The organism is Acidovorax sp. SUPP3434, assembly GCF_030159015.1.
Taxonomy (GTDB): domain Bacteria; phylum Pseudomonadota; class Gammaproteobacteria; order Burkholderiales; family Burkholderiaceae_C; genus Paracidovorax.
In genome coordinates, this window is record NZ_BQXL01000001.1 from 164,170 (window position 1) to 189,641 (window position 25,472).

Annotated in this window: 11 protein-coding genes, 2 tRNA genes and 1 pseudogene; 4 read left to right on the forward strand and 10 right to left on the reverse strand. The window is 63.8% G+C overall.

The features are described from left to right. Positions 1-2: 2 nt before the first annotated feature. On the reverse strand, positions 3-872 hold the full coding sequence (locus AVKW3434_RS00790) for a lytic transglycosylase domain-containing protein (RefSeq protein ID WP_284401787.1): 870 nt from the start codon (positions 870-872) through the stop codon (positions 3-5). Positions 873-1,588: 716 nt separating this feature from the next. Here AVKW3434_RS00790 and AVKW3434_RS00795 point away from each other — a divergent pair. Next, the gene (locus tag AVKW3434_RS00795; protein ID WP_284403573.1) at positions 1,589-5,341 is read left to right on the forward strand and encodes a DUF748 domain-containing protein; all 3,753 of its coding nucleotides are present in this window, start codon (positions 1,589-1,591) and stop codon (positions 5,339-5,341) included. 263 nt (positions 5,342-5,604) lie between these two features. Next, the gene (locus tag AVKW3434_RS00800) at positions 5,605-8,331 is read left to right on the forward strand and encodes a DUF349 domain-containing protein (protein WP_284403576.1); all 2,727 of its coding nucleotides are present in this window, start codon (positions 5,605-5,607) and stop codon (positions 8,329-8,331) included. Positions 8,332-8,557: 226 nt separating this feature from the next. Here AVKW3434_RS00800 and AVKW3434_RS00805 read toward each other — a convergent pair. Beyond that, positions 8,558-8,642: transfer RNA gene (locus tag AVKW3434_RS00805), tRNA-Leu, on the reverse strand. A 165-nt stretch (positions 8,643-8,807) separates the two neighbouring features. Beyond that, a tRNA-Leu gene (locus AVKW3434_RS00810) sits at positions 8,808-8,892 on the reverse strand. Positions 8,893-8,911: 19 nt separating this feature from the next. Here AVKW3434_RS00810 and rnr point away from each other — a divergent pair. Beyond that, complete coding sequence (gene rnr / locus AVKW3434_RS00815) at positions 8,912-11,209, forward strand: ribonuclease R (protein ID WP_284403579.1); 2,298 nt, start codon at positions 8,912-8,914, stop codon at positions 11,207-11,209. 46 nt (positions 11,210-11,255) lie between these two features. Then, complete coding sequence (locus AVKW3434_RS00820; RefSeq protein WP_284403581.1) at positions 11,256-12,011, forward strand: SDR family oxidoreductase; 756 nt, start codon at positions 11,256-11,258, stop codon at positions 12,009-12,011. Between the two features lie 47 nt (positions 12,012-12,058). On the opposite strand, the gene AVKW3434_RS00825 is transcribed toward AVKW3434_RS00820, so the two are convergent. From AVKW3434_RS00825 to AVKW3434_RS00855, 7 genes and pseudogenes are all read right to left on the reverse strand, one after another. Continuing rightward, positions 12,059-12,277 carry a hypothetical protein gene (locus AVKW3434_RS00825; RefSeq protein WP_284403583.1) on the reverse strand — a complete coding sequence of 73 codons (219 nt, stop codon included), beginning with the start codon at positions 12,275-12,277 and terminating at the stop codon, positions 12,059-12,061. Positions 12,278-12,341: 64 nt separating this feature from the next. Beyond that, positions 12,342-13,855 (reverse strand): annotated as a pseudogene (gene glgA, locus AVKW3434_RS00830) (glycogen synthase GlgA); the annotation flags it as partial. Further along, positions 13,852-18,831 (reverse strand): malto-oligosyltrehalose synthase, encoded by a 4,980-nt coding sequence (locus AVKW3434_RS00835; RefSeq protein ID WP_284403585.1) that lies wholly within the window; start codon positions 18,829-18,831, stop codon positions 13,852-13,854. The gene AVKW3434_RS00835 and the pseudogene glgA, both read right to left, overlap by 4 nt. Beyond that, positions 18,828-20,645: a malto-oligosyltrehalose trehalohydrolase gene (gene treZ, locus AVKW3434_RS00840; RefSeq protein WP_284403589.1), complete on the reverse strand. Its 1,818-nt coding sequence runs from the start codon at positions 20,643-20,645 to the stop codon at positions 18,828-18,830. The genes AVKW3434_RS00835 and treZ overlap by 4 nt, the downstream gene beginning before the upstream one ends. Then, positions 20,642-22,792 carry a glycogen debranching protein GlgX gene (gene glgX, locus AVKW3434_RS00845; RefSeq protein ID WP_284403590.1) on the reverse strand — a complete coding sequence of 717 codons (2,151 nt, stop codon included), beginning with the start codon at positions 22,790-22,792 and terminating at the stop codon, positions 20,642-20,644. Before glgX ends, treZ begins: the two co-directional genes overlap by 4 nt. A gap of 11 nt (positions 22,793-22,803) precedes the next feature. Beyond that, positions 22,804-24,108 (reverse strand): glucose-1-phosphate adenylyltransferase, encoded by a 1,305-nt coding sequence (gene glgC / locus AVKW3434_RS00850; protein WP_284401806.1) that lies wholly within the window; start codon positions 24,106-24,108, stop codon positions 22,804-22,806. 540 nt (positions 24,109-24,648) lie between these two features. Next, the gene (locus AVKW3434_RS00855) at positions 24,649-25,182 is read right to left on the reverse strand and encodes a MarR family winged helix-turn-helix transcriptional regulator (protein WP_284403592.1); all 534 of its coding nucleotides are present in this window, start codon (positions 25,180-25,182) and stop codon (positions 24,649-24,651) included. Between the last annotated feature and the right edge of the window lie 290 nt (positions 25,183-25,472).

Below are 25,472 nucleotides of genomic sequence, written 5' to 3' on the forward strand. Positions count from 1 at the left end.
GTTCAAAGGTCGGAGAGAAGCGCGACCTTGTCGGCGCTGGCCTTGGGGGCTTCCGCTTCGGCGGCCGCCTTGGCGGGAACGGTCTGTGCCGGCGCCTGCGTGGAGAGCATCGGCGGGGCAGCCGGCGTGGCGGGAGCCGGCGGTTGCAAGGGCACAGAGCGGCCGCTGGCCACCTGGCGCAGGCGGAAGTGCTCGGCCAGCACCTTGGCGGCGTACCCGCCATCGTCGGGCAGATTGGCCGCGCCGACGTAGTAGCGCAAGCCGCCTTCGAGGGACCCGGCGCGGGTGATGCATTCCTGCAGCACCTTCACGCCCACGCGCAGGTTGCTCACCGGATCGAAGGCCGCGAAGTGGCCACCGAAATTCTGGTACTTGTCGGTGTGCACATTCGTCATGACCTGCATCAGGCCCTGGGCGCCCACCGCGCTCTGGGCGAAGGGGTTGAAGCTCGATTCCACGGCCATGATCGACAGGATCAACGTGGGGTCCAGCTTGGTCTTGCCGCCGATTTCATAGGCTTCGGCCACCAGCACTGCCAAAGGCTCCGGCGCCACACGGTACTTCTTGCTGAGCCAGTAGGTGACGGCTGCCTGCTCCTTGGGCAGTTCCTTCGGATTGCTCGCCGTGGCGCGCTCGCTGGCTTCCGGCTCGATGGGCGTGCCCATGACCGCGACCTGGCGGGCTTGCAGCCAGCCCATCAGCTTTTCCTCTCCGGTCTGGCGCAGGTCGGGACGCGCGGTCAAAGTGATGACGGCAAAAGCGACAGCCAGGCCGAGGAGGGCGAAGCTGCTGTGGGTGATTTCAAGAAAACCGTCGATCACATCGGATGCGAACGTTCGCACTCCGGCGACCACTGTTCCTAACGCTGTCATGTAGCTTTTCCTTTCTGAGTCGAGGCCTGAGCAAGGTGGCCCACAAGGGGCCAGGCCGTGCCAGGCATCTCGCCTGGATTGGTACGCCATCAGGTTCGCATTGCCTCCGGAGAGCGTTCAATGACCGAACTGACTTAGCCGGGATCGGCAGCGGATGGAAGATCGTCAACCCCGTTTTTCAGGGCTCGCGGATTCTAGGAGGGCTCTTAATACAGAGTCAATACTAACAAAACCGATCATTAGATCAATTCGATCTTAAAAATCTGGTAGGAAACACAGGTTTATAGGGTGCATCGGCACTCTTGCATGAGGCATCGTTACCGCTTCTGCAGCCCCGCCGTGATGAATGCAATCGAGGCATGGAGGGCGATTGAAAATCCAGCTTGTGGTGGTCCGCCAACTTGGCTAAAGTGGCCTTGCCTGAGTGATTCAGGCATCGCCGGACGAAGCGGAGCCGCCCTCCAGACGCATGCAGTGCACTGAAGGTGACTGGGCAAACTTCCAAGGCAGACCCCGGAGGCAATACCTTGCCTCCTGCCCCGTGGACGTTCAAGCTCCAGGGTGCAAATGATGGCAAAAGACCGTTGTGTCAGCCGTCAAGCCCGGTGCGGATCGACAGATCCCACCGGGCTTTCTTTTTTGCGACTGGTTACATGTTGACCCGGCCGATTTCTGCTCGAATCCCATGATCTGTGCAATGAAAACCGGACTCTGACGTGCCCCTGCAAGCGCTTTCGATCATCAAAAACCCGTGGGTGCGCCGCGTGGCGTGGACGTTGCTGGCTTGGCTGGGATTCTGGGCGCTGGCCTGGGCCGTGGTTCCGACCGTGCTGCGCTACGTGCTGCACACCAAGGTGTCCGAGCAATTGGGGCGAGAACTGTCTGTCGGGAAGATCGATTTCAAGCCATGGACCCTGGAGCTGGAACTGCGGGATCTGAGGATGGCTGCAGACACTTCGGGAAAGGAGCCCCAGTTAGAAATTCAGCGCCTCTATATAGATGCAGAATTGCAGTCCCTTTGGCATCTGGCGCCGGTGATCGACGCGCTGCAGATCGATGGACCCACATTGCGTCTGTCGCGCACGTCGGCTGGGCAGACCGACTTCGATGACCTGCTGAAAAAGCTCTCGGCACCATCCTCGGCGACGGCCGCGCCCGATGCGCAGCCCCAGCGGTTTTCGTTCTACAACATCGTGGTGAGGGACGGTGCCGTGGATTTCGGCGATGCGCCACAAAAGCGGGTCCACACCGTGCGTGGATTTTCCCTGAGCGTGCCGTTTCTGAGCAACCTGCCGGCAGACCGCACCGTGAAGGTCGCGCCCCATCTGGCCTTTCAACTCAATGGCACGGCGTTCACGACCGGGGCTCAGAGCACGCCATTTCTGGACAGCCGGGACACCGAAGCCACGCTGCAGTTCAAGGGGCTGGATCTGCAGCCGTTCCTGGCCTACCTTCCTCCCGGCATGCCGGTGCGCATCGAGCAAGGCACGCTGGACGCCGATCTGCGGCTGACGTTCCAGAAACAGTCCGAACCCGCTCTCTCGGTGAGCGGCGTCGTGCAGCTCCATGGTGCACGCGTGAGCGATCGACAGGGTGGCCCACTGCTGTCGTTCGACATGGCCACCGCCCAGGTAGCGGCGCTGCAGCCCTTCCAGCGGAAGGTGCATGTGGCCTCGCTGGAGTGGCGCGGGCCGCACGCGACGGTGCGGCGTGACCGGGAAGGGCGCATGGCCCTGCTGGGCGGCGCGGCACAAGGCCAGGGTGCCACGAAGGCGGGGACCACTGCGGCTCCCGATGCGCCGTGGGATATGGTTGTGGATCGGGTGACCATCAACGGGGGGCAGGTGGACTGGCTGGACGAGGGTACGGCGGTGCCCGCCCGTATCTCGGCACGCGACCTGCGGGTGCGCGCGACCCAGCTGGCCTTGCCACTCACCCGGCCAATGCAGTTCACCGCGGATGCCCGGCTGTCATCGGAAGCGGGGAGCGACGCCGCGACCTTGTTGCTTCAAGGGGAGGTGCTGGCGCAATCGGGCCGCGTGGCCGTGTCCGCCCGCGGCTGGCCGCTGTCCATGGCCCGGCCGTACCTGGCCAACCTGGTCCAGCCCCAACTGGACGGAACGCTGGATTCCGATGGGGGCGTCGCCTGGAACGGCTCCGCATGGGCGGTAAAGATCGCCAAGCTGTCGGTGGACCGCGCCGAATGGGCCTGCGTTCCGGCTGGGCGGGACTGCCCAGCGGGGACCGCCACGGTCTTGGGCCTGCGCAACAACGCGGCCTGGGCTGAAATCGGCCGCCTCGAGGTCGAGGATGCGTTGATCCGGATGCCGCAGCGAACCGTTGCCATCGCGCGGGTGGCAACATCGCAGCCCAAAGTGCGCCTGGAGCGCGCTGGGGACGGGCGCTGGATGGCGGAGCGCTGGCTGACGCCGCTGCCCGACACCGCAGGGAAAGGCCGTGCGCCAGTCACCGCCGCAACGCGGACGGATGCCGCCCCCGGCTGGAGCGTGCAACTGGCCGAAGTGTCGGTGGACGGCGGAGCGCTGGCGTTCAACGATGCGGCCAAGGCACAGCCTGTGGCGGTACTGCTCGACACCTTCCAGATGCGGGCCAAGGGCTTGGCATGGCCTATGAATGCCGGCGCACCTCCAGTGTCGTTGTCGCTGTCGGCACGCCTGGGGGCCGGGCGGACAGATCCCGGCAACCTGGCCTACGAAGGAACGGTGCAGATGACGCCCCTGCTGGCACAGGGCAAGGTGCAGGCGTCCCGCCTGCCACTGCATCCTTTCAAGCCGTATGTGGACAACCCGTTGGCGGTCGATGTCGTGCGTGCCCTCGGCAGCTTCAATGGCGAGGTGCGTTATGCCGCGCAAGCCGACGGACCGGCCGTCGGCGTGCGGGGCAATGCTGCACTGGACGACGTGCGGGTCAGGGCCCTGGCCGTTCGCCCAGCCGCGAATGGACCGGTCGACGGTGCCGCACCCATCCGTGGGGAAGAACTGCTGAACTGGAAGTCGCTGGCTCTGCAGGGGGTGGATTTCACCCTGGCGCCCGGAAAGCCAACCGCGCTCGACGTCAAGGAAACGGCGTTGAGCGACTTTTTTGCCCGCATCATCGTTCAGCCGAATGGGCGCATCAATCTGCAGGACCTTGCTCAGCCTGCCCAGGGGCCACCCGGTGTATCGGCAACAGCGGAGGCTTCCCCCGACATCACCGCAGCGGCCGGCTCGACGCCGCCCCAGGCCGCCAATCCGGCAATGGCACCGGTCATGCGTTTTGGCCCCGTGGTGCTCACTGGCGGTTCGGTGCGTTTTACCGATTCGTTCGTTCGGCCCAACTATTCAGCGGACCTGAGCGAATTGAATGGTCGCCTGGGAGCTTTTTCCTCCGCGCCCCCCGCAGAGGGTGGTGAGCCCGCCATGGCCGAACTTCAACTGCGCGGACGGGCGCAGGGCTCCGCCTCGCTCGACATCACGGGGCGCCTGAATCCGCTGGCCAAGCCCTTGGCACTGGACATCCAGGGACGGATGCGCGATCTGGAACTGCCTCCTCTCTCGCCCTACAGCATCAAGTACGCGGGCCATGGCATCGAGCGGGGCAAGCTGAGCATGGACGTCAACTATCGTGTTCTGCCGGATGGTCAATTGACGGCCAGCAACAAGCTCGTGCTGAACCAATTGCGTTTTGGCGAGCCGGTGGAGGGTGCTCCGGCCAGTTTGCCTGTGCGTCTGGCGGTTGCCTTGCTGGCCGACCGCAATGGTGTGATTGACGTCGAGCTGCCGATCAATGGCTCGCTGAACGACCCCCAGTTCCGCCTGGGGCCGGTGATTTTTCGTGCGGTGGGCAACTTGATGATGAAGGCGATCACTTCGCCCTTTTCCCTGCTGGCCGGATGGAGGGGGGGCAGTTCTGAGCTGGATCGCGTCAACTTCGCCTCGGGCAGCGCGGCACTGGACGATGAAGCCCGAAAGACGCTCGACAAGATCGGACAGGCACTCTCGGACCGACCGGGACTGAACATGACCGTCGCTGGCCACGCTCAGCGAGCGGCCGAACAAGAGGGCTGGAAACGGGCCGCGCTGCAGTCCCGGGTGGCGGCACAAGCGCGCCGCATGGCTGCGCGGGGCGATCAAACGCCTTCGGAACTCCAGGCGCTGGCGCCGGATTCGCCGCAGTACGCTGACTCGCTCAAGGAGGTGTATCGCCGCACCGACATGGCCAAGCCCCGCAATCTGGTCGGCATGGCTAAGGATCTGTCCGTGCCAGAAATGGAAGCCTTGTTATTGGCGGACATGGCGATTCCCGATGACGCGATGAGAGAACTGGCACAGGCACGGGCGGTAGCGGTCCGTGACTATCTGGCGGGGCGGCAAGTCGCGCTGGGACGATTGTTCGTCGGCGCACCGAAAATCGATTCGGAGAGTGCGAACGGCGCACCCCACGCCGAACTCACTTTGTCCACTCGCTGACAGGGCGCATCCGGTGGAAACAAGCTTTTTCATCCATCCATGGCCGTTGGCTACATTGCCGTATTGCAGTTGCAGCGCGGCACCCCATATTCAGCCCTCCAGTGTCTGAACCACGGCCCCATGTGCCCGCTGAGTCCGAATAAAAACGTCCCATGTAGGGGACTTGCTAAAACCGGGCGAAAATAGCGCCCTTGTCGGCGGCGTCATCTGCGCTGCCTGTAGGCGCTGGCTCCCTCGGCCACGGCCTTTTACCCCCTGAATCCATGTTTCCCTTTTCTTCTCGCAACAAAATGTCTGACGCACCCGAAGTGAACCCGGCCCCGGCCAAGCACACCGAGCCGCATCCTTTGGATGCGCTGACGGGCGGCGCGTTTTCCGCCGCGACCTCGGGAGAGAGGGCATCGCGCATCCGCGAATGGCTGCAGACCCAGCCGTCGCCGGAGCAGTTGCAGGAGGTGTTCAAGGAACTGAGTGGGCGCGACAAGGGCGCGGCCCGTGCCGTTCGCGAGCGCCTCGATGAAATCCGGCGTGCCAAGGGCCAGGAGGCAATCGCTGCGGAGTGGGCCGAAAAGGCGCAGGGTTTGCTGGCTGCCGCCAAGCTGAACATCGCCGACGCGCTGGCTTGGCAGCGCGACGCGGCCAAGGCGGGTGCCCCTTTGTCGCGGGAACCTTTGGCGTCGCTCAAGGTGCAATTGGCAGAGCGCATGAAGGTCATCGAAGATCTGCAGCACCGTGTGCAGGTACAGCGGGAGGCCGCAGTGTTGCTGGCCCAGCGCATCGAGGTGCTTTCCACCAAGCCCTGGCGTGATGCCCAGGCCGCATTGGAGGCGCTGCGCACCGACGTGGGCCGCTGGCAGCAACAGGCTCAGGAATTGACAGACGACCCATCCTGGGTCAGCGTGGAAGCGCGTTTCCCGCCGCTGCTGGATGCCTCGCGCACCCAGCTTCTCGTGGTGTGGGATGCATTCCAGCCGGCAGTCGCTCAGGCGGTGGCGGCGGCGGAAGATCCTGCGGCAGCCTTGCCTCCGGTTCCCGTGTGGGCGGATGAGCTCCGTGTGGCCCGTGGTCAACCATCGGAAGCCGCCGCGGCGCAGCCGGCCGCGCGGCCACCTGCACGCTCCAAGGTGGATCCTGAAGTGCGAGACAAGGCCGTGCAGGCCGTGCGCGACGCATTGGTCAAACTGGAGCGTGAGACGGCGGAAGGCCACGGCAAAGCCAGCGCAGGCGCTGCGGCTGCTTTGCGCAGCGTGCTGAAAACCCATGGCAAGCACATCGACGCGGCATTGGAGCAGCAGGTGCACACGGCTTTGGTCGCGGCGGGTGAACTCGAAGGCTGGCAGCGCTGGAGCGCAGACCAGGTTCGTGAAGACTTGGTGGCCCGTGCGGAAGGGTTGCTGCAACGTCCCGAAGGCCAGGCTTTGGGCGGTCGCAAGATGCAGGAAACGCTGCGCCAGTTGCGCGAGCAGTGGAAACAGGCCGACCAAGGGGGGCCGGCCAACCATGCGCTGTGGAAAAAATTCGACGAGGCTTGCAATGCCGCCCACAAGGTGGTCGAGGCGTGGCTGGAAAAGGTGCGGGCCGATGCGGCTGAACACAAAGCCCAGCGTGTGGCCTTGCTGGACGAGGTGAAAACTTGGACGGTGGCCCAGGCAACGGCCGGACAGCCCGACTGGAAGGCGGTCAACCGTGCGCTCCACCAGTTCGGCGATCGGTGGCGCGATGGCGGTCATGTCAGCGAAAAAGTGTTCGCCGAACTGCAGCCCCAATGGAAAGAAGCCATGGCCGCCGCCGCCGCGCCGCTGGAAACTGCGCAGAAGGACAGTCTGGCACGTCGGCACGCGCTGATCGACGAGGCAATCGCCTTGGGTGCTGCGCCGACACTGCGGGTCGACGCGGTGAAGGCACTGCAGCAGCACTGGCAGGTCGAGGCGCAGTCTGTGCCACTGGACCGCAAGCACGAACAGAAATTGTGGGATGCTTTCCGCAAGCCGATTGACGAAGCGTTCAATCGCAAATCTGCTGATCGGGACAAGATGGCTGGCGAGATCAGCGCTCGGGACCGCGTCGTGTTGGAAGCCTCCAAGGCGCTCGAGGAGGCGAATGCCAGCGGCGATGCGCAAAAGATCCGTGGCGCAATGGTCGCTCTGGAAACTGCACTTCGTGGACAGGCATTGGCCAATGAAGCGGCAGCCTCCGCTGCGCAGAACAGGCCAGCCGCTGCGTCGGACAACGTGACTTCCGCACCCGCAGAGGGGGCCGCGGCTTCGGAAGGAGAGGGCGCCGATGCAGATCAGGCTCCGCCGCCTGCCGCGGCGCCGAAGCCTGCACCACGTCCCGTGGTGGCTGTGCGTGGTGACGATCGCCCGGGTATGAAGAAAGATGCGCCTGCACTACCGGGCCGTCCGGCACGGCCGGGAGACCGCAAAGACGGACGTGGTCCGCGCGATGCCTCCGGCCCGGGCCGGGGTGGCGATGCTCGGGGCGACCGGTTCGGGGATCGGGGTGATCGGTTTGGGGACCGTTCGGAAGCCCGCGGTCCTCGCTTGGGCGACAGCGCTTTCCGTGCCCAGCGCGAGGCATTCGAACATGCGCAACTCACATTGCGCAAACTGGCTGCGCAAGCACATGGCGAGGCACTCACCCAGCTAATTGCCGCTTGGCAAAAACGGGACGCAGCCCAATTGCCCAGCGTGCAGGAACTGGGAGTGCAAGCGTCCGTCCGCACGGCATGGACCCAGGCGGTTTCTGCCGCGCCCCAAGGGGATGCATCGGAGGCTTTGCTGAGGCTGGAAATGGCGGCCGAGGTGCCGACCCCTGCGGAGCAGTTGCAGGCCCGCCGTGCACTCCAACTGCAGTTGCTCACCCGCCGAAATGATCCCACGCCCGTCCAGACTTGGGGGCAGGATGTGGCTCGGGTGCTTGCAAGTGCAACCGACGAAACCAGCGCCCGCAGGTTGCAGAACGCGTTGAAGACCCTGCTGCGTAAATAATAAGCGCGAAGCACAGCAAGGCCGTTTGGCCCAATCGGCCTTGCTGTTCCACCAAACCGCCGATGGAGGACTGCGGGTTGGTGGTTGGTAGAAATTTCCAGCCTCCGGTTGCGCAGCCACGCTGATGGCGTAGCGGCCCATCACGGAATGAGCCGAGCCATGACGTCAGGTTCATGGTGCATCGGGCAAAAAAAAGCCGCTGTTTTCACAGCGGCTTTTTTGAATTTGGTGCCCAGGAGAGGACTCGAACCTCCACGATGTTACTCGCTAGTACCTGAAACTAGTGCGTCTACCAATTCCGCCACCTGGGCATTTCAGGAAAGACTCGAATTATAGAGTGTTTTTTGAAGGCTCTGGCTGAGTTGCGAAATTTATTGTTGAGACCATGCCATGCGCCGGGAATGCGGGCAATAAAAAAAGCCGCTTCAAAAGAAGCGGCTTTTTTGGCCGACAACCCTGCAGGTTGTCGTTAAACTTGGTGCCCAGGAGAGGACTCGAACCTCCACGATGTTACTCGCTAGTACCTGAAACTAGTGCGTCTACCAATTCCGCCACCTGGGCATTTCAGGAAAGACTCAGATTGTATATCAAAAAAACGACCCCTGGCGCACCTGCTGCGCGCAATGAAGACGAGATCGAAGGCAGTGTGCAGGGGCATCGCGACGGGCATGGATTTGTGCAGCGAGACGACGGCGAATCCGATATCTATATTCCCCCCAACGAGATGCGGGCCGTGCTCCACAAGGATCGCGTGCGTGTCCGGATCGTTCGCCAGGATCGCCGGGGCCGTCCGGAAGGGCGCGTGGTTGAAATCGTCGAGCGGCCCGACCAGCCCATCATCGGGCGATTGCTTCAAGAGAGCGGTGTCTGGCTCGTGGCCCCGGAAGACAAGCGGTATGGCCAGGATGTTTTGATCCCCAAGGGAGCCACCGGAGCGGCCAAGCCAGGGCAGGTGGTTGTGGTTCAGCTGACCGAGCCTCCAGCCCTGTTCGGGCAACCGGTCGGTCGAATCACCGAGGTGCTGGGAGAGGTGGACGATCCGGGAATGGAGATCGAGATCGCGGTGCGCAAATACGGTGTGCCGCACGAATTTTCGGTCGATGCTTTGGCTCAGGCCAAGGCACTGCCCGATAAGGTCCGCGCGCAGGACAAGCGCAGCCGGGTGGATCTCACGGACGTGCCGCTGGTCACCATCGATGGCGAAGACGCGCGTGATTTCGACGATGCCGTGTACTGCGAGCCCGCCAAGGTCGGGCGTGCCAAGGGGTGGCGCCTGCTGGTGGCCATCGCGGATGTGAGCCACTATGTGGAGACCGGAAGTGCGATCGATATCGACGCCTATGACCGGGCGACGAGCGTGTATTTCCCCCGGCGCGTGATTCCCATGCTGCCCGAGAAACTGTCCAACGGTTTGTGTTCGCTTAACCCTGAGGTCGAGCGCCTGTGCATGGTGTGCGACATGCTCATCACGGCCAAGGGCGATGTGCATGCATACCAGTTCTATCCCGCGGTGATGTTCAGCCACGCCCGCTTCACCTACACCGAGGTGGCCGCCATCCTGGCCAACACCCGTGGACCGGAGGCGACGAAGCGCAAGCCCCGCGTCAAAGACCTGCTCAATCTGCACGATGTCTACAGGGCCCTGTTGGCTGCGCGGCATGTGCGCGGTGCTGTGGATTTCGAAACGACCGAGACGCAGATTATTTGCGACGATAACGGCCGCATCGAGAAGATCGTTCCACGCACCCGCAACGACGCGCACCGCCTCATCGAAGAAGCCATGCTGGCCGCCAACGTCTGCAGTGCCGATTTCATCGCGCAAGGTGGCCAGCCTGGCTTGTTTCGGGTGCATGAAGGACCGACGCCGGAGAAGCAGGAGATCCTGCGCAATTACCTCAAGGCCATGGGGGTGGGTATGTCCATTGGCGACGATCCGAAGCCTGGCGACTTCCAGGCCATCGCTGACGCCACCAAGGACCGTCCGGACGCTCAGCAGATCCATACGATGCTGCTGCGATCGATGCAGCAAGCCATTTACACGCCGATCAACAGCGGCCATTTCGGGCTTGCATTCGAGGCCTACACCCACTTCACCAGCCCGATACGCCGTTACCCCGATCTGCTGGTTCACCGGGTGATCAAGGCCATCCTCGGTAAAACCAAATACCGGTTGCCGGCATTGCCCACGCCTGGCGAAGCCCATGCCAAGCTGGCCAAGCGTCTGGCTGCGCGCGTTGCTGCGCCCACCATGCAACCACGCAAGGAAGCACCGGTGAGTACCCGTGAAACACAGGCCTGGGAAGCGGCAGGGCTGCACTGCAGCGCCAATGAACGCCGGGCGGACGAGGCCAGCCGGGATGTCGAGGCCTGGCTCAAATGCAAGTACATGCGTGAGCACCTGGGCGAGGAGTACAGCGGCGTGGTCAGCGCGGCCACCAGCTTCGGCATTTTCGTGACGTTGGACGCCATGTATGTCGAAGGCCTCGTACATATCACCGAGCTGGGAGGTGAATATTTCAAGTTCGATGAGGCCCGCCAGGAATTGCGCGGCGAACGCACCGGAATACGTTATGCGATCGGCTCGCGCGTACGGGTGCAGGTGAGCCGTGTGGATCTCGATGGCCGCAAGATCGATTTCCGGCTCATGCGGGAAGGTGAAGACCTTGCGCCCCCTCGGCCAACGAAGGGCAAGGCAACCGCGGGCGCAGGCTCCTCCGACAACCGCGCTGCGCATGCGGCCAGCCCCTCGAACAGAAAATCCCCTGGCAAATCCGCCACCCGGGCGTCGACCGACGAGCGCTCCTCGCGCAAGCAGTCGCCCAAGGCGACTGGCAAGCGTGCCGGACCGCCCGCCAAGGGCCGCAAATCCCGCAGATGAACGTTATGCGCAGCTACGTTGAAAAAAGTCGCATGAGGAATGGTCGATGAGTGATGTATCCAAAGTAGCCATCGTGACCGGCGGCGGGTCGGGCATTGGCAAAGCCGCTGCGTTGGCCTTGCTGAAGGACGGATGGCGTGTGGTCCTGGCTGGGCGCCGGGAATCGTTGCTGCATTCGGTGATTGCCGAAGCCAGTGCCGGGGGGCAAGCCTTGGCGGTTCCGACCGACGTTGCGGACCCCGTTGCAGTTCGGGCCTTGTTCGACCGAGCGGTGGAGGCCTTCGGACGAGTGGACTTGCTGTTCAATAATGCTGGCGTTGGCGCGCCGGCTGTGCCCATTGACGAGCTGCCGCTGGAGCAATGGCACAGGGTGGTCGGCACCAATCTCAACGGCATGTTCTATTGCCTGCAGCAGGCCTTTCGTGTGATGAAGGCGCAGCAGCCGCCAGGCGGTCGTATCATCAACAACGGTTCCATCTCTGCGCATGCTCCCCGCCCCCATTCGATCGCCTACACGGCCACGAAACACGCAGTTTCCGGACTCACCAAAACCGCGTCTTTGGACGGCCGCAAATACGACATTGCAGTGGGCCAGATCGATGTGGGCAATGCGGGTACGGAGCTTGCCCAGCGCATGACGCAGGGGGTGCAGCAGGCCAACGGGCAGATAGCGGCTGAGCCGCTGATGGACGTGCATATCGTGGGCCAGTCGGTGCTCTACATGGCCAATCTGCCTCTGGAGGCCAATGTCATGTTCCACACGGTGATGGCCACCAAGATGCCATTCGCGGGGCGAGGGTAGAACCTTCTGACCGATGGGATGAGGCCGCAAGTTGCGGCCTCTCCTCCTTAGGCAACCGAAGGCGAAAGATTGCCGATGGTGAAGTCAGAGCAGCGAAGGGGCGTGTGGTTCATCGGTGATGAAGCAGTGCCTACCCGTTCCATGCCCAAGGAAATAGCGCTTTGCCCGGCTGAAGACTTGGTCGCATCGGCAGATGAAAAGGCCACGTTCTGTTCAGGACTGCGCTCTTGGTATGTGGACAGGAAGGGCCAGGATTTACGGGTCATTTCTATCTCCTAGAAAAGTGCAGGCGCCGGGTTGGCGATGCCTTGTTGCCAATCGCTCGACAAGTATTTCCGCAGCCTCTTTCGCTTTTTGTAGGACAGAACAGAACGATGATCTCGGCCTGGCGCTCAGGGCTGAAGCAATTGACCGTACAGATCTGAATAGACCCTGGCCGATGCGTCCCAACCGAAGGTTTGCCGCATTCCGGCACGTTGAAGCGATTCCCAGGTGACGGGTGATTGCCATGCCGCGATGGCCCGCTGCACCGCTTCGTCAAACATTTCCTGGGTGGCGGCCGGCATGATGAATCCGGTGCCTGCCGACTGAGATGAATCAGCGTCCACGACGGAGTCCGCGAGTCCACCCGTGTTCGTCACGATCGGGGGGGTTCCGTAGATCTGGCTGTACATCTGGTTCAGTCCGCATGGCTCGAATCGTGAGGGCATGAGGAAACAGTCCGCGCCCGCCTCGATCTGGTGGGCCAACGATTCATCAAAGCCCAGCGTCACGCTGATGTGCTCAGGGTGCAGGGCCGCCAGATGTGTGAAGCGGGACTGGATCGCAGCATCTCCATTGCCCAAGACGACAAGCTGTGCCCCTTGCTGCACCAAACGCTCCGCGCCCTCCACCACGAGATCGACGCCTTTTTGCTGGGTGAGCCGTCCGACCAGGCCGAACAGCATGCGGTTTTCCGCAGTATCCAGCCCGCATCGCTGGCGCAACGCGGTTTTGTTCAGCGCCTTGCCCGATGGGCTTTCCAAACTGTATGGCGCAGCGATGAGAGGATCGCTCGCCGGGTTCCATGTGTTCGTGTCGACACCATTGAGAATGCCGTGCAATGCGTCGGCACGCTCCCGCAGCACCCCGTCTAAACCGAATCCAAGTTCGGGGCCCTGGATTTCGCGTGCGTACGTGGGGCTGACGGTGGTGATGGCGTCTGCAAAATTCAGGCCGGCTTTGAGCATCGACATGCCACCCCAGAATTCGACACCCGCGATGCCACGATGCTCCGGCGGAATCTCCAGCGCATGGCATGTCTGCATCGGAAAGATGCCCTGGAATGCCAGGTTGTGCACGGTGATGATGCTGCGTGCCACTGGGGCGCCGTCGGCCGTGGCACGCGCTTGCGCCAGATAGAACGGCGCCAGCCCAGTGGGCCAATCGTTGGCATGCACGATGTCGGCCTGCCATCCACAGGGCGTGGCCTGTGTTCCCATCATGGCCGAGACGCGGCTGAGCAGGCCAAAGCGCAGCGCGTTGTCATCGTGATCCGTGCCGTTGGGTGCGCCGTAGGGTGTGCCAGCGCGTGCATAGAGTTGAGGGCACGAAAGCAGGTAGAGGATGAAACCGTCTTCCTGGCGCAGTTGCAGCAATTGCGCTGCCGGCCAGGCACCCTGCGGCGCAATGGCGAACAAGCCCACGATCTGGCCGGTGATGGCCATATCGCCGTAGGCCGGCATGAGCAAGGCAACATCGTGCCCCAGGGCGGCCAACGCACGGGGCAGGGCGGCACTGACATCGCCTAGCCCACCGGTTTTGACCAGTGGGGCGCATTCAGGCGTGACGAAGAGGACTTTCATTCGACATCCTCGGGCACCAACACCACGAATGGCAAGGTACCGCCCTCTGGTTGCAACTCGCCCATCAGCATGTCCAGTTCCAGGCCTTCATCTTTGTCGGATATCAGGGACACTCCCGTCATCCAGTTTTTCCACCTTGGAATTTTGTCCAAGGCAGGATGTACCGCGGCAAGCGCGACGCGGGTTCCACGCCAACCCATAGCGGTCAGCCCGTACAGCAACCGCGAGCAGACAACCACAATGGCTTTGCCTTCCCGGATGCGTGCAAACGCGACGGCATGTTCGGCGCTCGGCCCCTCCAGGGTCAGAGGAAGGTAGGTGGCGTTCAGGAACAGTTCCGGCATTTTCTGCCGCAACTGCAGCAGCCGCCATGTGACCAGTTGCTTGACCAGCGGCGCCGGAGATGCACCCAGCATCTCTCGCCATGCGGCGGTCTTGGGATACCCCAGGGCGTAGTGCGAACGCACCGTTTCCAATGAACGCTCCAGTTCCGTGAAGTCGACGGGTCTGCGGTTGTCCGGGTCCACGAGGCTGAAGTTCCACTGCTCGCAGCCTTGGTAGATGTCGGGCACGCCGGGGACCGTCAGCTTCAGCGCGAGCTGGCACAGGCTGTTGCGAAATCCGTAGGGGGCGATGGACTGGACGAATTTCTCCAGCTCGCGCACGAAACGATCCGTGGAGAGCACGCCGTCGATGTAGCGGTCAACGGCCGCCTCATAGGCCTCGTTGGGAAACAGCCAGTTGGTCGCCTGCTTGGCCTCGCGCATGGCTTTGACCATGTACTGCTTGGCGCGGTCTCGCAAGCCGATCCGCTCCTCCTCATCGGCGCCTTCTGCCGGCCAGATGCCGACCAGGGCTTGATAGAGCGCCCAGAGATCATGGGGGCTGGGAACCACCGCACCGTCGATCTCCGTCGTGAAACGGGTGCCGAGTTCGCGCAGTTGAATCGCCGTGTCTTCCCACAGCGCTGGAATCTCGGACAGCACGTTCAGGCGGGCGCGCAGATCTTCCGAACGCTTGCTGTCATGCGTGGAGGTCGCCAGCAGCCCATGCGGCAATCGCCGCGATCGTTGCAGGTTGGCCTGATGGAATGCGGCGCCGGACAATCCGAAACGCCGCGGCTCCGAGCCGACATCGTTCAGCGACACCAGGCGCACATAGCGGTAGAACGCCGTGTCCTCTACGGACTTTGCCATCACCGGCGCCGTGAACTGTTGCCAGCGGCGCAGGAACGCACCCCGCAACGCGGGCAGGTGCTGACCTTCCGTGCCGACAAAGACGCCTTGCAGGTACGCGAGCACGCCGCCCTCGGCGGTGCCCATGCGGCGACGTGCCGCCGCAATGGCCCACTCGATGTGTTGCCGATCCGTGTCGGACAGCCCCGTACCGTCGGGCGCGATGTAGGTGCGGTAGACCGGAAAGACCGCGGCCACCTCCGTCAGCGCGATGCGCAGCTGATTGCGCGTGAAATCGCAGGTCTTGCGATCGGTGCGGCTGATGCGGTAGAGCGTGTCGGCCAGCCACCCCAGGTCACTGAACAGCGAGGTTTCGATGATGTGCTTCTTGCACTCGTGCACCGCCTCTTCGAATTCCTTGCGATCGCCGGTGAATGCGGAGTACGCATCGTCGAAGGCCGCTTGAGAGGCCGGCTCGACGAATAGCCCGTTGACCAGGCTGCTGAACCGGTATCCTGTGGCTCCATGCACGGGCCAATCCTGCGGCAGCGGCTCATGGTCCGCCAGGATCTTTTCCACGATGAGGTATAGCGCACGGGGCTCCCGCCCCGCGGCCCGCGCCAGCGACGCATAGCGCTTTTGCAGCCGGTCGAAGTACTGGGTGGGGTCGGCCAATCCATCCGGATGGTCGATGCGCAATCCGGAGATCTTTCCCTCAGCCAGCCAGCGGAAGATGCAGGTGTGGGTTGCCTCGAAGACGGCTGGGTCTTCCATGCGAACGGCAGCCAAGGAATTGACGTCGAAGAATCGTCGGTAGTTGATGTCGTCGCCTGCCACACGCCAGTCCGCCAAGCGGTACGCCTGATCGCGCAGCAATTGGTCCAGCGCGTCGAAGCTTTCCGGACTGTCCTTTTGGCCGTTCCACTGTGTCAGAAGCGCTTCGATCCATTGGCGCACCCAGGAGTGCTCGCCGGCCAATTCCGCAAGCCGCCGCTGATGCAGCGGCGCGTCCCTTTGGCGCATGGTGCGCTCGTTCTCGTCACTGGTATTGCGAGAGGGCAGATTGCCGAACGCATCCACCAACGATTGCATCTGTGCCAGGCTGTCGCCATCGCGTTCGCTGCGGGAAACCGGGGCCGGCACGGCTGCAAAAATGCGCGCGTAATGCTGTGGGTCGATGGGAAGCTGGTGGTCCCAGTAGCGGATGCTGAACCGCCCCCCTTGAGGGTCGAATGCCACCTGAAGTTCGCCGGATTCGAGAACGCGGCCGTAATGACCGCCCAGCATCGGCAGAAGCACGCGCCCGTGCATTTCTGGCGCGGTCGGCTCCCACTCGATGTCGAAGGTGCCTGCATGGGCGGAGGCCCGCCCATGCTCGAGCACGTCCTGCCACCAGGGGTTACTGGAATCCAGCACCCCCATGTGGTTGGGCACGATGTCGAGCACCTGGCTGAGCCCGTGCGCCTGCAGCGCTTCGCACAAGGCGGTGTGCGTGGCCTCCGATCCGACTTCGGGATTCAGACGGGTCGGGTCCACCACGTTGTAGCCGTGCGTGCTGCCCGGCGCGGCCTTGAGATACGGCGAGCTGTAGAGGTGGCTGATCCCCAGTGCATGGAGATAGGGCACGGCCCGGGTGACCTGCTCGAAGGTATTGCCTTCGTGGAACTGCACCCGGTACGTCGCCAGGGGAATATCGGCGGTGTCGAGCGGCGGCAGTGCCTCGCTGAAGGGCAGGGCTGCGCCGCCGCGCTCGGCGCGCATCGCGGCCGCAATGTCCGAAAAGCAGGGATGGGTCGCTAGCTTTTCCAGCGGCACGCTCAGGCGCCGGCGCCAGTTGGGCTGCATGGCCTCGGTGGAGCCCGGCACATTGACCTGCTCCAGTTGGCCTGTCACGTCTTCCAGTTGCACTGCCGCCAGCCAGCAGGGTGTTCTGGCGAGATAGCGATGCACGGCGGCCACGAAGTCCGCGTTGGCTTCGGGCACCGATTGCGGGTCCGCAGTGGCGCCGCTCGGAAGCAGCCCTTCCTCGTTGAGCGCGATGAGCAATCTCACGCGGTCCTGGGCGCGCTCCATCAAGGCGCGGGCGTGGGCGTCCGGGGCGGACAGCCAGCCCAGGCGCGACTGCACCTCGATGTCTTCGGCCGCCCAAAACCCACGCAGTGTGGGCAGGTCATGCGTGCTGACCACTGCCAGGGCCTGGTGAGGCCAATGGGCCGGCGTGCGGAACGCGCCGCCGTCGGCACGTTCGAAAATCAAAGGCCGATAGGACAACAGCGTTTTGTGCGCCATGGCCTCCCGCATCTGCGGCGCGACGTTGCCCAGGTCTTCGCCGATCACCAAGCATTGGTGGCGATGGCTTTCAATGGACATGATGGCCAGCAAGGCGTCCAGAGGGTAGTAAACGTAGGCACCGCCGTCCGCACTGGTCCAGAACAGGCGCATGAGTGCCATGACATGGTCCATCCGCAAGGCGCCGGCCGGGCGCATCACGCTCGTCAGCAATCGGCGCATGGGCAGGAAATGCGCCGTCGCCAACGCACAGGGATTCATCGGAGGAAGGCCCCAATCCTGTCCCTGGTGGTTGAGCGGGTCCGGTGGAGCCCCCACGTTCATGCCACGCGCGTACAGGCCCTGGCCGGTCCAGGTCTCCGAGCCCCCGTCGTTCGCTCCGACCGCCAAGTCGCAATACAGACCCAGCGGCATCATCGAACGCGCCCGTTGGCTCACCCGATCGAGTTGTGCATGTGCCAGCCACTGCAGCCAGAAGCGGTACTGCACTTGATCCGCATGGTCCTGGGCAAAGGATTTCACCTCGGCACCCTGGGGGTCGCGCATCGCTTCGGGCCATGCAGGCCAACCCCAGACACTGGGGTCGATGGCGTTCAAATGGCACTGGATGGCCTCGTACAGCGCGTGTTGCCCGAGGATGTCGGCTTGACCCCTCATGAAGTCGCGGAAAGCCGCCGCTCGCGGCGAGTCGGTGCTCGATTCGCTGCGCTGGAACTCGTCCCACAGCAGCCCCAGCACCTCCTGCTTGGCGGCTGCGACTTCGGCATAGCGCACTTCGCTCGAAGCCCGCAACGCACCCAGCCGCTGCTGGAAAGCGGCGTCCGAGAACAGTGTCTGCGCAGCCGAACTGCGCATGAATTCAGGCACCGCCGCCACATCGATGAAGAGCGTGTTCAAAGCCATCCGGCTTGACGGGCTATAGGGGCTTGCAGCCTCTGGCTGATCCGCGCGCAAGGCATGCAACGGGCTCAATCCGACGAAAGCCGCGCCTTGCCCGGCAGCAATGGACACGAGGTCAGCCAGATCGGTGAAATCGCCAATCCCCCAGTTTCGTTCCGAGCGCAGGGCGTACAGCTGGGCACTCAGGCCCCACCAGCGTTCGCCTTGCCGCAGGGGCTCCGGGGACCAGCAATGCTCGGGCGCCACGATGACCAGCCGTTCGGCCGATGCCCCCGGTGAATGGAGGGCGTAGTAGCCCATGGACAGCGAAGCGGGTACCTCGGCGACGGTGCCTACGCCCTCGCACACCAGCGTGCGTTCCGCCGTCTCAGCGGTGAACAGGCGCCAGGGCCCTTCGTTGTGAAGCGGCACGGTGGCCGCGCTGCCCTCCGATACCAGCACGGGGGAAGGCACGGCGCTGGTATCTGCATGGCTTCCCATGGCGGCCAGCGCCCGCTCGATGACGGAGGCCGGCACGTCGCGGTGCTCGCCCCAGAAGCTGGTGTAGTTCAGCGCAATGCCGGCCAAGTGGGCGCGATGGCGCAGTGCTTCGCCGGGGGTAGGGTCCGTCATGCGTTGGGCTCCAGAAAACACCAGCGGGCGGACCAAGGTGCCCATTGGGTCGTGTCATTGCTCCAGCGGTGTGAAAACCGCGGGGTTCCCTGGGGGCCGTCGGGTATCGGCGCCTCGACGGGCATTTCGCTCAGGTTGATATCCATCTGCCATTGCGCGCCATCGTCGTAATGCCACCGCACCTGCAGGCCGCGGGCGCCCACCACCCGGGCCACGTGGCCCCGTGGTACCAGCCGGTGCTGGCGTGGGTTGAGCCACTGCCTGCGCGCTGCGAGCGCCTCACGCAGCAAGGCTTGTCGCGCCAGGCCTTGCGGGCTGTCGGCTTGCTGCCAGTCGAGGCGGCTGTGTGCGAAGGTGACCGCATCGCAAGGATCCGGAAGCGTGCCGCCCGGCGGGACTTCGTGGCCGAATTCGCGCAACCGGCCCTGGCGCACGGCATCGCGCAGTTCCCCTTCCCAATCGGCAAAGTAGAGAAACGGTGTCTGGGCGCCGAATTCATCGCCCATGAAGATCAGCGGCGTCGCCGGGCCCAGCAAAGTCAGCAGCATGGCCAGTTCGGCAGCGGGCGCTGGAACCAATTGCGCCAGCCTTTCACCGAACGCGCGATTGCCGACCTGATCGTGGTTGCCGAAGAACTGGACCATGGTGGAAAGGGGCTCGGGCGCCGCAGCCACCACCTGGTGCCTGCGACCTTGTCCGTCGCGATCGCTGTGGGCAAAGACATAGCCGTTCGTCAGCGCGCGCGCCAACAGGGCGGTTGGCTCAATGCCGTAGTCGCCGTAATAGCCCTGCGTTTCGCCAGTCAGCAGCACATGCAGTGCATGGTGAAAATCGTCATTCCATTGCGCGTCATAGCGGGAGGGCTGGGGGCTGGGCGCCAGATGCTCCGGCTGGTTCTTCTCGTTTTCGAGGACGAGGTGTACATGCCGGCCAGCGCATGCGGTTCGCACGCGCTGCGAAAGTTCGGCGAGAAAGTCGGGCTCGCTGTCGTCGATGATGGCATGCACCGCGTCCAGGCGGAGTCCGTCGAACCGGAATTCCTCGATCCAGTACATCGCGTTGTGGATGAAGAATTCACGCACGGACCCGCTCTGGGCGCCGTCGAAGTTGATGGCGGCGCCCCAAGGGCTGGTGTGCTTTTCAGAAAAGAACTGCGGTGCGTAGAGGCCGAGGTAGTTTCCGTCCGGTCCGAAGTGGTTGTAAACCACGTCGAGCATCACCATGAGGTCCAGCGCATGCGCCCCATCGATGAAGCGTTTGAGGTCATCGGGGGTTCCGTAGTCAGGGTGCGGAGCGAAGGGCAGCACGCCGTCATATCCCCAGCCGAACCGGCCCCCGAAGCATGCCAGGGGCATCAATTCCACTGCGGTGATGCCCAAGTCTTTCAGGCGCGGCAACTGCTGCAGCGCGGCTTGCAGGGTGCCTTCGGGCGTGAACGTGCCCACATGCAGTTCATACAGAACCACCTCGCTCCAGGGCCGCCCTTGCCAGTCCACCTGCCAGTCGAAGTCCTTGGCATCGGTGATCTCGCTGGCGCCATGCGGGCCGTGGGGATTGCTGCGCGATGCCGGGTCCGGCATCAGCGGGCCACCGTCCACCTGCCACTGATAGCGGGTGGCGCGAGAGGCTGCTTGCAATTCCACGTGCCACCAGCCGTTCGGACGGGATTGCGCCGGGAGCGGCACCATGGGCGACGCTGGCGCCGTGCCATGGTGCAAAACCACTTCGCGGGCGTTGGGCGCCCAAAGGCTGAATCCGGCGCCGCCGTCGGCCGTGAGCCGGGCGCCGAACGGCATGTCATGCCGGTACTTCATGACAGGTCGGTGCGTGAGGGTGTGGTCAGAACGGCCATGGAATGCGGCTGCAGCGTCCACTGCCCGCCCGCAGCGATGTCTGTCGCGTCGGTTGGTGGCACGGCAGCGGTGCGGGTGTCCACCCGCACGGTCCACACGCGGCCATGCTCGTCCTGAGGCAGGGTGAAGACCGCATCGGCAGGGGTCGCATTGAACAGCAACATCACCGACTCGCTGTCGCCGTGGCCCTCCATCAGCGCTGCTACGCAGCGCACCTGGGGATCTTCCCATTCCTCCTGGGTCATCGCCAGGCCCCAGACGCTGTGCCAGTTCAGGGCCACGCAAGCAGGGTGTCCGGTGGTGCCTGCCGGGTGCACGGCAGGACGCAACACAGGCAATGCATGCCGTAGTGCCAGCAGGGCCCGGGTGAATCCCATCAACTCGGCCTCGCTCGTGGCCTGGTTCCAGTCGTACCAGGACAGGGCGCTGTCCTGACAGTAGCCGTTGTTGTTGCCGTGCTGGGTGCGGGCCATCTCGTCGCCGCCCAGCAGCAATGGCGTGCCGTGCGAGACGAACAGAGTGGCGATGAAATTGCGCATCTGGCGCGCGCGCAGGGCCTGGATTGCGGGATCGTCCGATGGGCCTTCGGCACCGCAGTTCCAACTGCGGTTGTGGTTTTCACCGTCGCGGTTGTCTTCCTTGTTCGCGTCGTTGTGCTTCTCGTTGTAGCTCACCAGGTCGGCCAGACTGAAGCCGTCATGCACCGTCACGATGTTCACGCTGTCCACCGGCGGTCGCTTGCGTGCGGCGAGCATGTCGGCGCTACCGCACAGGCAGGCGGCGAACGAGGGTAGGCTGCTGTCGGCGTTGCGCCAATAATCGCGCACGGCGTCGCGGTAGCGGCCATTCCATTCCATCCATCCCACCGGGAATCCGCCCACCTGGTAGCCGTCCGGGCCCAGGTCCCAAGGCTCGGCAATGAGCTTGACACCCGACAGCACGGGGTCTTGCGCCACGGCCGCGAAAAAAGCGGCACGGTGCGTGAAGGCGCCCGTGGGGTCACGGCCCAGTGCGCAGGCCAGGTCGAAGCGGAAACCATCCACGTGCATTTCCGTCACCCAGTAGCGCAGGCTGTCGAGCACCAGGCGCAACGCGGCCGGGCTGCTTGTATCCACCGTATTGCCGGTGCCGGTGTAGTCCACGTAGTAGCGCGCGTCTTCCGGAGACAGCCGGTAATAGGCGGCGTTGTCGATGCCCTTGAAGCTGATGGTCGGCCCCAAGTGATTGCCTTCTCCCGTGTGGTTGTAGACCACGTCCAAAATCACCTCCAGCCCGGCAGCGTGCAGCGCCTTCACCATGGCCTTGAATTCGTCCACGCCGCCGTCTGACTTGGAGGCGCTGTAGCGTGGCTCCGGCGCGAAGAACGCAACGGTGTTGTAGCCCCAGTAGTTGGTGAGGTCGTTGTCCACCAGCCGCTTGTCGTCCAGAAATGCCTGGACAGGCAACAGCTCCACGCTGGTGATTCCCAGCTCGCGCAGGTGGGCAATGGCGGCATCGCTGGCCAGTCCGGCATACGTGCCTCGCAGGGGCTCGGGCACGCCGGGCATGGTCTGGGTAAAGCCCTTCACATGCACTTCGTAGAACACGGTGTCTTTGGCAGAAACGCGGGGTGGCGCATCGTCACCCCAGTCGAAACGCGATTTGACGACGCGGCATTTGGGCGCCACCGCACCGTTGTCCACGGTGCTGGGCTGCAGGTCTTCTTCTTCCTGATCCAGTTCGTAGCCGAATTGCTCCGCATGGCCGAGCACCGGCCGATCGAGGGCGAGCGCGTACGGGTCCAGCAACAGTTTCGCGGGGTTGAAGCGATGTCCGTTGCCAGGCTCGTAGGGGCCGTGCACCCGCAGTCCGTACTTCTGACCGACCTTCAACCCCTTCACCAATCCGTGCCACGTGTCCCGGCTCAGGCAGGGCAGCGTGATGCGCGCCGTTTCCTGATCGTCCTCGGAGAACAGGCAGATCTCCACCTTTTCGGCCGATGGCGCATAGACGGCGAAGTTCACGCCGTGCCGGCTCGCCGTGGCCCCCTGCGGCCAGTGGCGGCCCGGCTCGACGGTATAACGGACTTTCTTGTGGCGGGATGCAACGGGAGCGGAAGGCGTATTCATCAGGTCGGGTTTCATGCAGCTACTTTGCGGTCGCTTTCGGGGGCCATGGGGGCCGGTGGCCGGGCACGGCCGATGCTGGGGGTGTTGGTGCCGGAATCCTGCTGGGTCGTGAAGAACTTGCGTGGGACCACCACGATGCCGCTTTCGGTGACATGGAAGCGCTTGCGGTCTTCTTCCAGATTGAAGCCGATGCGTTCATGGGCGGGCACGTCGTTGTCCTGGTCGATGATGGCGCGCCGGATCTGGGCGCCGCGGCCAATGCGGGTGCGCTCCATCACGATGCAATGCTCCAGACGGGCATCGCGCTCGACGACGACCGAACGGCGCAGCATGGCATGGTCGAGGGAGGCCCCGTCCACGATGCTGCCCGAGCCCACTACCGACCGGTGGATCACGCCATTTTCGATCTGGGCGGATTCCGCCTGGTCGGGGCTGGCGTAGATCGGCCACTGGCGGTTGGTCATGCGAAAGCGCGGCGTCGCGCCCAGCGTGTCGAAGTGGGCGTCGAAGTACGAATCGATGGTGCCCACATCGCGCCAGTAGCCGTGCTCTTCGTAGGGCTCGGTTCCAGGGATGGTGTTGGTGTCGAAGTCATAGGCCATCAGGCGGTGCGACTCCAGCATGGTCGGCAGGATGTGCTTGCCGAAATCGCTGTGACCGGTCTCGTGCGCTTTCTTGAGTGCGTCGAGCAGCACGTCCGCATTGAAGAGGTAGTTGCCCATGGAGGCCAGCGCATGCGTGGAACTGCCGGGCATGGGGTGCGTGGATTTCGGCTTCTCGACGAACTGCGTGATGCGGTGGTTCTCGTCCGTTTCCACGATGCCGAATTGGTCGCACTGCGAAAGCTTCACCGGCAACGTGGCCACGCTGACATCGGCGTTGTTGGCCACGTGGAAATCGATCATCTGGCGCACGTCCATGCGATAGATGTGATCCGCTCCGAACACCGCGACGATGTCGGGCCGGAAGCTTTCGATCAGGTGGATGTTCTGGTAGACCGAATCGGCCGTGCCTTGGAACCATTCGGGGCCGTTGCGCATCTGGGGCGGCACCACCGTCACGAAATGCTCGGGAATGAAGCGGGCCATGGTCCACGACTGGCGGATGTGCTCGATGAGCGACTGCGACTTGTACTGCACCAGCAGGTAGATGGAAAAGATCTCCGAGTTCACCAGGTTGGACAGGACGAAGTCCACGATGCGGTGCTTGCCGTTGAACGGCACGGCCGGCTTGCAGCGCTCCGCGGTTAGCGGATGAAGGCGGGAGCCTTCACCGCCGGCCATGACGATGGCGAGGACATTTTTGGTGCGTGACATGGTGGGAACTCCCAGATGGATCAGACGTGGAAAGGTGAGGTGGAGACAATCAGGGTGGGCTGCGGAGATCGACATCGGAACGCGGGGATGCTGGGCAGCCCGGTGGCTGCCAGCACATGCGCCATGCGGATCGATCCGGGCCATCCTCCTCTTGCATCCCTTTTCACGCGCGACGGAGCCCGGCTCGGAGCCTTGCCTGGAAGGCAGGGGGCTCCGGAGGCCGGGTCATGGAGGGAGTTGGGGTGCATGCAGGTGGTCCTGGACGCATCTTCTGTTGCGATGCAACAAGAGGTTGCAGGAAGTTCCTACCTGCCTATGTAGGCACTTGCCTACATGGTTCTGCGGTCTTGCCACGGTGCTTGGTCCGGGCGCCGGCACGGCTGCGAATTGTCACGGCCACCATCGCAGCGGACACCCGCGCTGGTGTCACATGCCGCTTAAGCAGCTACGCGTCGGGGACGCCAGCGTACAGCCGAATCTCGCGTACGGCGAATGGCGTGCTGGCCGTGGCCTTCTGGATGTTTGCTATTTAATTGATAGCTATATGCCGTTGATATTGTTGCGCTGGTGGCCGATGGGGGCACGGGTCGCCTGCCGCTGGGCTGCCCGCGCCGGCTCCTCGTTGGCCGACTGCGCGCCGGGGCTGACGCGCTGCAGCAACTCCAGCAGCAGCGCCCATTCGGCCGGCGAGTACAGCTGGCGCATGCCTGCTTCCATCTCCAGCGAAATGGCATGCGCCTGCCGGGCAATGGACAGGCCCTCGGTCGTGAGGCGGATGGCCTGTGCCCGGCGATCGGTGGGATTGCGCTCGCGCACCAGCAGGCCCCGGCTCTGCAGTCGGCTCACCACCAGGGTGAGGTTGGGCGCACTCAGGTTGAGCGCCTGCGCCAGCTGCCGTTGGGACAATCCTTCGCCGGGCATGAGCAGCATCAACAGGGAAAACTCGACGGTGCGCAATTGCATGGGCTCGCCGATCGCCTGGAAAAAAGCGCGGTTGGCCGCTACCCGTGCCTGCGCCAGGGCGTAGCCGAGCAGGTGTTGGACGGTGGATGGATCGACGGGAGATTCATGCATGGAGGGTTTCCGGGCGGTCGAGTGTAAGAGTCCTCGCAATCCCTGCCAGTCCAGCATAAGACACCTGAACGGATTGCTCTGACACTCGGGGCAGTCCTGGCCTCGTGGGCCAAAGCCGCTGTTTTATGGGTAAAGGCGAAGTGCTTGGCGGCGGCTGGAGCCCCTGAAGCCCGTACATTCCCCGACATTCACGTGCACTCGCCATGGAGCGAGGCATTATCGCCACGCGCATGCCGGCCGACGGGTGGTTGGCTTGTCGCAGCATGGCCGCGTGTGCCCGGGGGGAGCGG

Bases quoted from the DNA above. Each gene is read 5' to 3' on its own strand.
- AVKW3434_RS00790 (WP_284401787.1), bottom strand. From the start codon at position 872: ATGACAGCGTTAGGAACAGTGGTCGCCGGAGTGCGAACGTTCGCATCC.
- AVKW3434_RS00800 (WP_284403576.1), top strand. From the start codon at position 5,605: ATGTTTCCCTTTTCTTCTCGCAACAAAATGTCTGACGCACCCGAAGTG.
- AVKW3434_RS00820 (WP_284403581.1), top strand. From the start codon at position 11,256: ATGAGTGATGTATCCAAAGTAGCCATCGTGACCGGCGGCGGGTCGGGC.
- AVKW3434_RS00825 (WP_284403583.1), bottom strand. From the start codon at position 12,277: ATGACCCGTAAATCCTGGCCCTTCCTGTCCACATACCAAGAGCGCAGT.
- AVKW3434_RS00835 (WP_284403585.1), bottom strand. From the start codon at position 18,831: ATGACGGACCCTACCCCCGGCGAAGCACTGCGCCATCGCGCCCACTTG.
- treZ (WP_284403589.1), bottom strand. From the start codon at position 20,645: ATGAAGTACCGGCATGACATGCCGTTCGGCGCCCGGCTCACGGCCGAC.
- glgX (WP_284403590.1), bottom strand. From the start codon at position 22,792: ATGAATACGCCTTCCGCTCCCGTTGCATCCCGCCACAAGAAAGTCCGT.
- glgC (WP_284401806.1), bottom strand. From the start codon at position 24,108: ATGTCACGCACCAAAAATGTCCTCGCCATCGTCATGGCCGGCGGTGAA.
- AVKW3434_RS00855 (WP_284403592.1), bottom strand. From the start codon at position 25,182: ATGCATGAATCTCCCGTCGATCCATCCACCGTCCAACACCTGCTCGGC.